The sequence below is a fragment of the Shewanella acanthi genome, from assembly GCF_019457475.1.
GTDB lineage: Bacteria > Pseudomonadota > Gammaproteobacteria > Enterobacterales > Shewanellaceae > Shewanella > Shewanella acanthi.
Map to the genome: position 1 here is coordinate 567232 of NZ_CP080413.1, position 12776 is coordinate 580007.

At 49.1% G+C, this 12776-nt stretch carries 9 protein-coding genes; 8 read left to right on the top strand and 1 reads right to left on the bottom strand.

What is annotated here, in order from left to right; genetic code table 11:
- Positions 1-2 precede the first annotated feature (2 nt).
- The 5 genes from mrcB (at position 3) to K0H61_RS02450 (ending at position 5281) form a co-directional block, all read left to right on the top strand.
- Positions 3-2306, top strand: a complete 2304-nt coding sequence (gene mrcB, locus K0H61_RS02430) for a penicillin-binding protein 1B (protein WP_220051186.1) — start codon at positions 3-5, stop codon at positions 2304-2306.
- Between the two features lie 76 nt (positions 2307-2382).
- Complete coding sequence (locus tag K0H61_RS02435) at positions 2383-2661, top strand: peptidylprolyl isomerase (protein WP_220051187.1); 279 nt, start codon at positions 2383-2385, stop codon at positions 2659-2661.
- Positions 2662-3142: 481 nt separating this feature from the next.
- Positions 3143-4003: an acid phosphatase gene (locus K0H61_RS02440; RefSeq protein WP_258405991.1), complete on the top strand. Its 861-nt coding sequence runs from the start codon at positions 3143-3145 to the stop codon at positions 4001-4003.
- A gap of 196 nt (positions 4004-4199) precedes the next feature.
- A complete protein-coding gene (locus K0H61_RS02445) occupies positions 4200-4430 on the top strand; it encodes a hypothetical protein (RefSeq protein ID WP_220051188.1) in 231 nt (76 codons plus the stop codon).
- A gap of 149 nt (positions 4431-4579) precedes the next feature.
- Entirely contained in the window at positions 4580-5281 is a 702-nt protein-coding gene (locus tag K0H61_RS02450) for a DUF3581 domain-containing protein (protein WP_220051189.1), read from the top strand.
- Positions 5282-5445: 164 nt separating this feature from the next.
- Here K0H61_RS02450 and K0H61_RS02455 read toward each other — a convergent pair whose 3' ends face one another.
- On the bottom strand, positions 5446-6354 hold the full coding sequence (locus K0H61_RS02455) for a dioxygenase family protein (RefSeq protein WP_220051190.1): 909 nt from the start codon (positions 6352-6354) through the stop codon (positions 5446-5448).
- A gap of 521 nt (positions 6355-6875) precedes the next feature.
- Here K0H61_RS02455 and K0H61_RS02460 point away from each other — a divergent pair.
- From K0H61_RS02460 to K0H61_RS02470, 3 genes are read left to right on the top strand one after another with little or no spacing between them, the layout of a single operon-like run.
- The gene (locus K0H61_RS02460; protein ID WP_220051191.1) at positions 6876-10547 is read left to right on the top strand and encodes an ATP-binding protein; all 3672 of its coding nucleotides are present in this window, start codon (positions 6876-6878) and stop codon (positions 10545-10547) included.
- Entirely contained in the window at positions 10547-11212 is a 666-nt protein-coding gene (locus tag K0H61_RS02465; protein WP_220051192.1) for a hypothetical protein, read from the top strand. Before K0H61_RS02460 ends, K0H61_RS02465 begins: the two co-directional genes overlap by 1 nt.
- Positions 11213-11260: 48 nt before the next feature.
- Positions 11261-12481 (top strand): phosphoenolpyruvate carboxylase, encoded by a 1221-nt coding sequence (locus K0H61_RS02470; protein WP_220051193.1) that lies wholly within the window; start codon positions 11261-11263, stop codon positions 12479-12481.
- Positions 12482-12776: the final 295 nt, after the last annotated feature.

Here is a 12776-nt window from a genome sequence, read left to right on the forward strand (position 1 = left end):
ATATGACAACTAAGACGACAAAAAAAGCGCCAGCGAAAAACGCCAAGCGCAGCCGTGGGATCCTTGGCCAAATCTGGTCGTTAACTTGGAAGCTGACCCTAGTTGGGATTGTGGTTGCCGCTTCCTACAGTATTTATTTAGATCAAATGATTGCCCGTAAGTTTGAGGGACAAAAATGGCATTTACCTGCCCAGGTTTTTAGTCGCTCAATGGCGCTATATCCAGGAGCGGCGGTGAGCCATCCGCAATTAATGGCCGAGCTTAAATTATTGGGTTACCGCAAGGTGGCCAATCCCCGTCAGGTCGGTGAGTTCTCCGCATCTAGCACTAAGATTGAGCTATGGCGTCGTCCGTTTTTACATCCTGAGGGCGATCAGGCGGAACAAAGAGTCATGATCAGTTTCGATAGCGATGGCGTTAGCTCGGTGAGCCGCATGGCCGATAAGCGCCAACTCGCGGTATTCCACTTAGAGCCGGTGCTGCTCGATCGCATTATTTCAGGGGACGGCGAGGACAGATTGTTTGTGCCTACTGAAGATATGCCAAAGACGATTGTGAAGTCGCTACTGCTGGTGGAAGACCGTAGTTTTTACGAACACCATGGGGTGAATCCCTTTGCGATTGTGCGCGCCGCCTTTGTAAACATCACCGCAGGCCGCACTGTGCAAGGTGGCTCAACCCTGACTCAGCAGTTAGCCAAAAACTTCTTCCTGTCGAGCGAGCGTTCATTACTACGTAAAATTCGCGAAGCCCTGATGGCGGTGATTATCGATTTTCGTTACAGCAAAGAGGAAATCCTCGAGGCGTATCTTAACGAAGTGTATATGGGGCAGGATAAATCCCGTGCAATCCATGGGATGGGCTTGGCATCACAATTTTATTTTGGTCGTCCAATCAGCGAGTTAACTGTCGCTCAGCAGGCTTTTTTAGTCGCAGTGATCAAGGGGCCTTCCTACTACAACCCTTGGAAGTACCCTGAGCGTAGTCAGGAGCGCCGCGATTTAGTGCTACGTCTGCTAATGGATTCAGGGGATTTGAGCACTGAGCAATACAAAGTCGCCGTTGAGTCGCCATTAGGTCTACGCAATGCCAACAAACCTGTGCACCAAAAACTGCCAGCCTTCTATGCCTTGGTCAAACAAGAGCTTAATGAGCGTTATGGTGACGGTTTGCTAAAACAATCTGGGGTGAAGATTTACACCACCCTTGATCCTATGGCGCAGGAAGCGGCGGAAATCGCCGTGTCCCAAACCTTTAAGTCCTTAGATAAAGGTAACAAAGCGCTGCAGATTGGGATGGTGGTGACCGACAAATACACTGGTGGGATTGCGGCGATGGTCGGTGATAAGACCCCAGGTTTTGACGGCTTTAACCGTGCGGTAGAAATCCGTCGTCCTATCGGTTCGTTAATTAAACCCTTCGTATACGTGACGGCGCTGACGCCAAACAGCAAGCTGAATTTAGGGACGTTATTAAAAGATCAGCCTATTACCCTGAAAAACGAGCAGGGTAAAACTTGGTCACCACAGAACTTCGATAAGAAGTTTAGTGGTCAAGTCCCTATGGTGACGGCATTGAAGAATTCGATGAACATCCCAACGGTTAACCTTGGTATAGCCGTCGGTTTAGATGCGGTCGCGACAACCCTTGCAAAATCTGGCTGGCAGGAACCTATCAGTGAGTATCCCTCGATGCTGCTTGGGGCGGTAAACGGTTCGCCATTAATGGTGGCTCAGGTTTATCAAACCTTAGCCGATGGTGGTACTTACCGTAAACTCACCACAGTGACGGCTGTATTGGATAGCAATAACCAACCATTGCCCGTTACGCGTGAACCTAGGGAACAGGCTATCGACCCCGATAGCGATTATTTAATCCAATACGCCATGCAGCAGGTGGTACGCTCGGGTACGGCAGCGCGTCTGGGTAATGCCTTTCCAGGCGTAGCACTTGCTGGTAAAACCGGTACCAGTAACGATAGTCGCGATTCTTGGTTTGCTGGTTTTGACGAGCGTAACGTGGCGGCAATTTGGGTTGGCCGTGACGATAACGGTAAGACTAGCCTCTATGGCAGTAGCGGCGCTATGGCGGTATATCAATCCTTCTTGAAGGAGCGACCACCGATAGGCCTGCGCTCTATCCCAACACCTGGCGTAATTCAAGGTTACTTTGACCGTGACACAGGTATGGCTAAGGAGTCGGGTTGTCGAAATGTCCAAGCGCTGCCAACCTTCCGCGGCACCTATAATCCTGTGAAAAACTGCGGTGAAGAGCTGCAATGGTGGCAGAAACTTTTAGGCCAATAATACTTAAGCGAAAGTGATATAAACGCAAAGGTGCAGCAGTTGACTGCACCTTTGCCGCTAATTGAGAGATTTACCTATGTTCAAAACCGCAGCCGCAGTGCATATCCTCGTTAAGCATAAAGAACAGGCCGAAGAGATCATTAAGCAACTGAACAAGGGCGCCAATTTTGGTGCCTTAGCCAAGCGCTACTCATCTTGTCCTTCGGCAAAAAAAGGGGGGGATTTAGGGGAGTTTAAGCGCGGCCAAATGGTGCCTCAGTTCGATAAAGTTGCCTTTTCGGGTGAGCTACTCGTACCACATATAGTTAAAACTAAATTTGGCTGGCATGTGGTCAAGGTGCTGTATCGTACTTGAATGTCAACCTTGCCAGACACCGTTTGGGGCGACAATGAGAGGGTCACGACTTCAATCAATTTTGATTGCAGGCAGACAAGCGCGCTGCGGCCCTTAGATTGAGTGGTTTTCTATTTTATGGTGAAGTTCATCCCCTTATTACCCAAATAAATTCCTTCCTTTAAGCACTTTGAAGTAGCAGAGTGACTCTCGGTTTTTCCCCGGATGAATGATAAAGCTAGTAAGCATTATCTCTATATGATCAGCGTTAAATGTTTGCTGACATAGGGCTAATGACTGACGCGAGAATCACAATAGTCGGCTAAGATTTATCCTACTGCCTAGGGCGTTGAAATGGATGAATTAACTTAGCATCGCAGTGCTTTTTGTGATGAGCAATGTCTACTCTTTAGAAGATGGATGACACAGCGCTAGCTTTTAGGTCTAAGTTTTCACCGTTTAAGTATTGAACTCTAATACCTTTATGCAACGGAGTCTGTATATGGAAAAATCGACTGTTCAGCACAAGCGAATTTTTAAATCTGTTCTGACGTTAGCGGTTAGCATTGGGCTAATCAGTATAGTTTCTGGTTGCTCGAGTTCGAATAGCGCCAAAGCGGAGCCTACGGCTTCGGTGCCAGAGATTATGCCGGGATATCTCATCGGCTATGTTCCTCAGAAGGAGTTACCAAATAGTTTACTTCTGTTGCCGCCACCGCCAGCTGAGGGTAGCCCCGCCTTTGCACTCGATGAAACTGTTGCCCGTGAGATGGTACAACGGTTGGGTACGCCACGTTGGAATCTGGCAACGGCTGACGCCCAGTTGGGTTTCCCCTATGCAGCAGGCACCTTTTCCTGTGCTATCAAGGCACCGATCTCTGAAGCGCTAACGCCTCGTCTTTATACCTTGCTAAGACGTACCTTAACGGATGCGGGTTTATCCACCTATGCGGCGAAAGAGCACTATCAGCGCACTCGACCCTTTGTGATTAATGGCGCCCCAATTTGTACCCCCGAAGAGGCCGAAGCGTTGAAGAAAGACGGTTCCTATCCTTCGGGTCATACTGCTATAGGTTGGGCATGGGCATTAGTGCTGAGTGAGGTTTCACCAGAAAATGCCGATGCCATTATTGCACGGGGACTGGCCTTTGGTGAAAGCCGAAATGTTTGTAACGTTCATTGGCATAGCGACATAGTACAGGGGCGAACTATGGCGGCGGCAACGGTCGCAAAAATGCATTCTGTCGACGCCTTTCGCGCTGACGTAGAAGCGGCAAAAGCCGAACTCAAGGCGGTACGAGCTCAAAATTTAGCACCAAGTCGTGATTGCGCAGACGAAGCCGCAGGGCTTAGCAATAAGTAATGATAGTGTTGATGCCTTAGTCTCAAACAAGCTGACACTTGAGGTGCGCTGTTTTCGCTCGACCGTTAGACAGTTTAAATTAAAGGCCAACATCCTTTGGCCTTTTTCTATAAGGTTTAAATCGTTATTAGCCGTCGCTAGGGTGAGGTGACTGAATGTCGCAACCCAATAAACCAATCGATTAAGGGAAGATATTATGAATACTGGAACGTTAGCACTGCTCATCCCCATTTTGGCTATTGTGGGTGGCTATGTGGTCGCAATTATGAAAATTCGTGAAAAGCAGGCAAGTAGCAATAGCGCTCAGGCAGCAGAAAACCAAGTGCTGCATGCGCAGATTGATGCACTGCGTCAGCGGGTTGAGATCCTCGAGCAGCTAGTGACCGATGATAGTTTTCAGTTAAAGCGGGATATCGGTAAAGCCTAATCTGTTTGATAAACCGCCTTTAGTGACTATGTGTCAGGCTGAGTTAAGTTTTATGCAAGTCATCGGGTGAGTGAATTAACCAAACTAGGGTACACTCGTGAATATTTTGTTATTAATCCCAAATTTGAGCCAATAAAGACTGAGTTTATATGTTTCTATCGCCGTATTTTTCAAAGCAAAATCAATCTGTTTCCGTAAGTGCCCAGCAAGCTAGCGACTTCGCAAAAAAAATCGCCCAGGACTTCAATCCAATTCACGATGTGGGGGCTAAACGCTTTTGTGTGCCAGGAGATCTATTATTTGCACTGGTGTTGACCCAATACGGTTTAAGCCAAAGCATGAAATTCAGCTTTGAAGGTATGGTAGGGGATGGGGTCGAGCTGCAATTCCCTGAGCAAGTTGCCGCAGACTTTGCTGTGTGTGACAGCCGTGAGAAAACTTACCTAAAGGTTAGCCGCGAGGGCGATGTGAGCCGCTGCGATGCACAAACCGAGTCTTTTATTCGAAATTACGTGGCATTCTCTGGCCATAACTTTATCGATATTCTGATCCCATTGATGACAAAACATCAGGTGATGATTAATCCTGAACGCCCACTTGTCATCTACGAGAGCATGTCATTCGACTTAACCACCCTCGACTTTGTCGAAGTAAATTTATCTTTGGTTGAGCAGGAGCTTAAAATCGATGGTAAGCGCGGCGATGTGACTTTGCATTTCGAACTACACTGCGGTGACAAGTTAGTTGGCACAGGCATTAAGACGCTAGTTTTGAGCGGTCTTCGCCCCTATGAAGAAGCGCAGATGGAACAGATGCGTATCGCCTATGAAGGTCGAAAAACCCAGTTTTAATGACGATTTTTGAGTGAACTCAAATAAATAACAAAAGGCCTGTAGCGAGACAGGCCTTTGTTTTTGGGAAAGGGGAATGAGTTATTTACTTAAGCACACTTCAATCAAGGTTCGAGTTCACTTTAAGCCTCGGATCTGGCTTCGTCTGAGTAGTTATTTATGCATTAGCTCAGTTGCAGTGTACGCCAAGCCAGCAGTGAGCCATCTTCATTCTGACTGGTGTTAAATAGGAATGCGTTGTAGCTGCTCCCAAAAATATTGTCACGGCTAAGGCTGGTGTCCTGTTGACCACGGCCTAGATATTCAGGGTGGGTAGTGCAGATCTCAGTGGTTAAGCTGTCGGCAAAACCCAGCTGGGAAATAAGCTCATCGCTATTGTTGTTTTTAATTCTAAAGTGCACGTGGATGGTGCGACCCGAATACCAACCGGGAAAGCAGGATTTAAAGTTCACTCGGCCATCGCTATCCGTGACTTGAGTGCCACGGAACCAAGTGGATTTCAATGCATCGCTGGCATTGCCAGTACAATATCCACTGTTGAAGCGGCTTTTATCCGCGCTGCCACTGGTATCGCCCGAATACACGCCTTTGATATTGCAGTGCCATACCTCAACCTCTAACCCTGTGATAGGGTTGCAGTTAGCATCAATTACTTGAAAACAAAGCTGCATTGGCAGGCCTGTTTCAGAGTCTGATATATCGTCGCGATTATCCACTTCGAAATAACAGGGGCCTTCCACGGCGGCCTTAGCTAGCGCGAGGGAACAGGCATCACTGGCGCTAAAAAGACTCGTATCGGGGAAATTTGCCGTCATGCTCCCGGTGCCGCCACTGGCCCAGCTTGTCGGGGTCACAGTGGTATCAGTGTCGGTATCTGTACCCGTATCTGTGTTGCTGTTATTTGTGTCTGTATTTGTCTCGGTCGAATCCGAATTGCACCCCACCAGTTCCACTAATGGGCTGGCGACTATGGTTAAGCCAATGGCTTTTAAGATATTGCGGCGCTGGGTTAATTCTTTGTCGGTGATATCGTTGATGCCATTTAGCGGCTTATCTTGGGTATTTTTTGTCATTTTAGCTCACTCATGCAGTTGTTATCTGCTCCAGTGATTAGTGAACTAAATGTGACTTTGGTTCGGCTAAACGCCGCGACATTTCAGTGTTTTACCCAAATTGACATTCGCTTACCTTGTTAACGTTGGATGGGGAGCTGTTTAAAGGATGGCTGAACTTTCGTGATGGTTTTTTATCCCTTTTCTGTGAATGCTTTCCTTCTAAATAGCGTGTCATAGCCATGAATTGAACTAACATTGAGCATCCTTGCAGTCCTTGAGATATTCCAGCGCGAAAGACGCTTATCGCTTGATTGCTAATGCTCCCCATTTGCCTTATTTTAGGGGCACAAAATGGGATATTGCCTCGCAACTTTTGCAAAGATGATTTCGCAAGGATGCCTGCCCGTCACACGCTTTTACCCATTGAGGCCGACTCGCCTTTCTTTGTTTTACGCAGCATGTAGTGCTTGGCGTAATGGCCTCGATTTGGGTTCGATTTTTTAAGGTTTTGTTTAAAACCTGTTTGGATAAGGAATGAAATGCCAAGCTTGATTCGTATTGTGCTGATTGATACGCACCTTCCGGGCGTTGTGGAGCTCGCTCTCAATGGCCATACCAACATTTGTGGTACTAACGCTTCGGGTAAAACCACACTGCAACGACTAGTGCCGGTATTTTACGGTGAATACCCAAGCCGAGTCGTGCCCTCGACCCGTGACAGTTTTGAGCGTTGGTATTTACCCCACGATTCAAGCTATATCATTTACGAATACCAAAAGGCCGACGGTCTGCTCTATCAAGCCGTGCTCGCCTCTGCGGGTGACGGTAAAGGGGTAAATTACCGCTTTATCGCCAAGGGCTTTGAGCTAAGCGATTATATTAAATCGCAAAATGGCGACACTATTTTGTGCCACACCATGGCCGAACTGGGTCGTGAACTAAAACGTCAGGGCGTTGCGACCACCAACTTGCTCAACACCCGCGAATACCGCGCCATCATTCAAAACGATCGCACCTTACTGAGCACCGGTAGCAATCGCAGCGAACTTCGCAGCTACGCCCATCAATTTGCCCTGTGTGAGGGCGAGCATTCACTGCGCCATATCGAAAAGCTGGCAAAGGCAGTGCACTCCAAAGAAGGCAAGATGGAAACGGTCAAGTCGATGATCGCCGCCATTTTGGAGGAGGACGGTGTTAATCCACCGAGCTCGCGTTTAAACCCGCAGCGTGTTGAGGCTTGGATCCGCGAAAGCCAACTTATCCAAGGCTTTGAGGTGATCCGCCCCGAATTTGAAAAGCTTGAGCAGGAATTTAACCAACTGCTGAGCGCCGAGTTACGCCTATCTAGCCTGTCCCGCGGTTATCGCAATGACGAGAGTCTCGAAGCCGACCGTCAGGAAATTCAGCAAACCCTGTCTAAGGAACTGAATTTAAAACTGCGCCTGTTAGATGATGAGTGGAAGGAGCAGCGCGACGAGCTGAACCTTGACCTTTCCGCCGCTAAGGGCGACGTGGCAAAGTGTGAGTACGAACTCGATGCGATTGAAGAGCAGCACGGCGCCTTTTTAGATGCCAATATCGAGCAGGCCAAGGCCGACTTAGATATGCTGCCAAGCTGGCGCGCCGACATGGAAAACCTGAGCGAGCGCCATAAGTTACAAACCGAAAAACACCAAGATATTGAAGCGGCCTATAATGCCCGTCGTAGCAAAATCGGTGAGCAGTTAAACCGTGAGCTTGAAGGCCTGCACGCCGATCAGGACGCCCAGCGTGAAGCGCGCGATAAGCAGCGTGAAGTGGCAAGAGCCGATATCGATGCCCTCGAATCCCAATGGCGCAGCCAGATGGATGCGGGTAAGGCTAGCTTTAGCGAGCAGGAATACCAATTCAAACTCAATGCCGCCGAGCTGAAATTACGCGTCGATGGCGTGACCTACACCGAGGAAGAAAAGTTAAGTCTCGCTATCTTCGATGAACGTATTCACCGCGCCGATGAAGAGCAGGAAAGCTGTAATGCTAAGGTTGAGCGCCTCACAGGTGAAGAGCGTAAGCTGCGCGCTAAGCGCGATCAGGCCAACGAAGCGCTACGCATCGCCAGTCTTCGCGTAAACGAGCGCCAAACGGCGCTCGATGAACTGCATCATATGCTGTTCCCCCAATCCCATACCTTGCTCGAATTCCTTCGCAAGGAGGCTCAAGGTTGGGAGCAAAACCTAGGTAAGGTGATTGCCCCTGAGTTACTGCACCGCACTGATTTACACCCAACGGTGACGGGTAGCAGCGACACTGTATTTGGTGTGCAGTTGGATCTTAAGGCGCTGGATGTGCCCGAATATGCTGCTTCTGAGCAGGAGCTACGTATCCGTTTAAGCAAGGCCGAAGAAGCGCTGCAAAGCGCGCAGGAATTGCAGAGCGAAGCCGAATCCCAACTGGTGGCGATTAATGCTGAGCTGGATAAACTCAGCCGCGAACTCACCTTCGCTCGTACGGCCTACAAAAATAGCCGTGACGATCTGCGCCGCCTATTTGATGAAAAACGCAGTGAGCAGGACAAGATCAACAAGGCACTTGCCGAGCGTAAATCCTTTGCCCAGCAACGGTTAACCCAACTCGATGGCGAGTTAAAACAGCTTAAACATCAGCACCAGTTATGGCTCGAAGAGCAAAAAGAACTGGCGCTCGAAGCGCGCATGGAAAAACAAGCCTACTGGCAGGAAGTCATCGGCGCGCTGGACAATCAACTCGGCCAAATTAAGGCGACTATCGATGCCCGCCGCGAAAGTGCTAAGACTGAGCAGAAAGCCTGTGAAACTTGGTACAAAAACGAGCTTAAGTCCCGCGGTGTGGATGAGGACAATATTCTTAAACTCAAGCAACAAATCCGTGAGCTTGAGACTAAGCTGACCCGCGCCGAGCAGCGCCGCAGTGAAGTACTGCGCTTCGACGATTGGTATCAACATACTTGGCTTATCCGTAAGCCTAAGCTGCAAACCCAGCTGAGCGATGTCAAACGCGCGGCATCTGAGATTGATCAGCAGCTTAAAGCTAAGACCCAAGAAGTGAAGACTCGCCGAGCGCAGCTCGAAACCGAGCGTAAGGCCTGCGACGCGGCGCAAGTTGAGGCCTCTGAAAACCTCACAAAACTGCGCGCCGTGATGCGCAAACTGTCGGAATTAAAGCTGCCTGCCAATAATGAAGAAGCGCAGGGCAGCTTAGGCGAGCGCCTGCGTCAGGGTGAAGATTTACTGCTAAAACGCGATTATCTGATGGGTTCGGTGAAGCAGTATGTAGAACATTTCGACTCTGTGATTGCCAGCAAGTCGGGTTCGGGATTAGCCGAGACCTGGGAGCGCGCCCGCGAAGAATCAAGCTTTATCAATGACAAGGGTATTCGCCTGCTGGATTACCGCAAGTTAGTGCCGCAGCTTGAGCAGCTACTTAACGTAATGGTGCCGCAATCGATCACCGCGCTACGTGAGCAGGGCCGGATCTTCGGTGTGGATTTGACCTCCTTCTACGATGTGCTTGCAGATATTGACCGCCGTATTGCGTCCCAAAGTGCGCGCATTACCCGCGAGGTGGGCGAGGAGTTATTCCTCGATGGTGTATCCGAATCTGCGGTACGTATTCGCTCTAAGATCAGTGAATTAGAGTTCTGGCCTGAGCTTGAGCAGTTCGTTAAAGCCTTTAAACAGTGGAAGGCCGATGGCTTTAATGGTCTACCGGATGAGGATTACACCAACAGTATGCGCCGCGCGCTGGACATCATTGGCCGCGCCGCCTTAACCGGTGGTATCGCTAAGCTTCTGGAAATTGAGCTGCGCCTCAAAGAAGGTAACAGCGACCTGATTATCCGCACCGACCGTCAGCTAAACGAATCATCGAGCCACGGTATGGCTTACTTAATTTTGTGTAAGTTCCTGCTGGCCTTTACCCGTCTGCTGCGTGGCCGCGCGGATGTGACCATCCATTGGCCAATCGATGAGCTGGGCACACTGCACCACACCAACGTGAAGAAGATTTTCGATGCCTGTGGTAACAACAATATCAGCGTATTAGGCGCCTTCCCGAACCCTGAATCAGAGGTGCTGAACCTGTTCGAAAACCGTTACATCATCAACAAACAAACCAAGAAATTGCAGGTGGTGAAGCCAAAAGCCAACCCGATTGCTGATCTGTTGAGTAAACGCCTGACCAAGGAGGCAATCTAATGAGCGCACAGACAATGGAGTCGACCCAAACCGTCTTAGTGGGAACGGGCGCCCTGATTGAACTTCTGCTTAAGGGTGAGTTTATTTGCCGCACCACCAACGAAGATGGCTGGCGCGCATTAAAGAACAACAGCACCCGCGAGCGCGTTGAGGCTTATCTCAATCAAATTAACCGCACTGTGGCATCGGCCGCCGAAGGCGATGTGTTTTTCTGTGGTTATCTGCAACTTGGTGATAGTGAACGTAAGGTGATTTCATCGCAGTTTAAGGATATCTGTCAGGCACTTATCCCTATGGTGGAATGGCTGGTATTAGTGCAAGAAGCCAGTGGCCAAGATGCGCCATTAAGCGAAGGCGCACCTGTGCGTTTAACTGAGCTACAAAGCCGCATTGAAGACACCCCCGCGTTTCGCGAGCAGCTCGCTAAGTTAAGCCAATACCGCTTATTTGGCTCGACCAGTAGTAACAGTGATGCCCAGATCAAGTTAGTCTTTAAGCGCTTAGTCGAGCTTGGCTATCTAGTCCGCCCAAACGTGGAGAAGCAAATTTATATCGCTACGGGTAAGCTTGATTACCTCTACGAAGTAATACGTTTCATCGATGAAACCGAGGGCCTAAGCCTCGAGGCGCAGGCAGAAACGGCAACCCAGCGGGACCTTATCTAATGCAAGCACATGAATTTATGCCGCTAGGTCTTGCCAAGGGAGGCCTCGATGAGCACTAACTTACATCAGGCTGGGGTTAAGCTTCTTAAGCAGTTAGGTCGCCACGCTGACATCATTATGGACGCCTATCTTGCGGGCTCCATTAATGAAACTAGCCACGATCCCGCTGTGATTGAAAAGCTAAAACAGGCCGGCATTTTATGGCGCCCAGCGCCAGAACAGGAACTGCGTCTTAAGCGCTCGGTGCGTGCACTGCTCGAAGAAGGCTTAAGCGATGAGCGTAATCGCCAAATCGACTCCAATGTCGGCTCGGCGATGGCGACTATTAAAACCTTAGCGGATCACTACAAGGAGGCGCGTCATCACTCGGATTACAGCGCCGCCGAAGCCTATTTGGCGGACTTAAACGAGCATGTCTATAGCTTTGCCGACGGCCTACGCTATTCCATTCGTGTGCTTTGGGGACGAATCAATAACGAGTTCGGTTATGTGGGCACTATCAACGCCAAAATTCGTGAAAACGAATTGGCACAGAGTCAGGTATCTGAGCTGTTAAATGGTCTTGAGATGTTCCAGTTCAGCGAGCTCGGTGAAATCGCCGGTGATATTCGCGAGCTGCGTAAACTGCTGGTGACCACCTTACAGGAAACCATGAGCGATTGCGCCCAGGAGCTTAGCGTAGTGCAGGGGCGGTTACTCGAACTGCTCGGTCGCTTTAGGCAAATTCGGGGTCGTACGCGTCTGCTCAAGGGCTGGCTTTTGTACACAGATTTGCATCCGGATTATCAGCCAATGGATCACGTCTCCCATAAGGAGATCCCAAGTCTGTTTAATCGCGCTGAGACGTTACTTGCGCCAGCGTCTGTGGATGTGCACAACACTAGCCAAGAAGTTGAGCTGATGAACATAGTTGCCCATATCAAGGCGATTAGCCGTCACAGCTTAGTCGAAGTGGCACGCGAGCAAGATGTGGCGGTATCACTGACGCAAACTGAAGATTTTGATATCCCAGATAACCCGCTTAAACAGGCGGTGGATAGTTACTTTGTGGATGTGATTGAGTCTGGCCTAAGGCAGTCGGCGCTCGAATACTTACATTCCAAACAGTTGCCGTGGGATTCTGAAAGCTGGATTTACCAAGTGATCGGCGGTTATGAAGGCCTACCCGATGAGCACAAGGCCTACTTTGAGCTTGAGCCATTAGGTGAGCCGCACCCCATATATAATGGTAACTTTATTATCCGCGATGTGGAATTGTGGTTAGCCTAAGCTAATCTGCATTCTTTCCAAAAAAGCGCTAAAGAGCTGGGTCTTTTTAGCGCTTTTTTATTTCGAGTACATTTTAATTTATTTAGAGGGCAGTGAGCCATTTTATAAACAGCAGCACCTACTGGAAGAAAGCCTAAAGCCAGTGTAATGGCACTAATACTTGCCTGTTATCTAGGGTTCTTACTTTTTACTTGAAATTTTCTAGAGTTTTATGCTTTTTATGTTGTTTGTTTAGCGATAAATTCTAGTAAATATTCGTCGGGAGATGAAACAAAGCTCCGTTGGTTATTGTTTC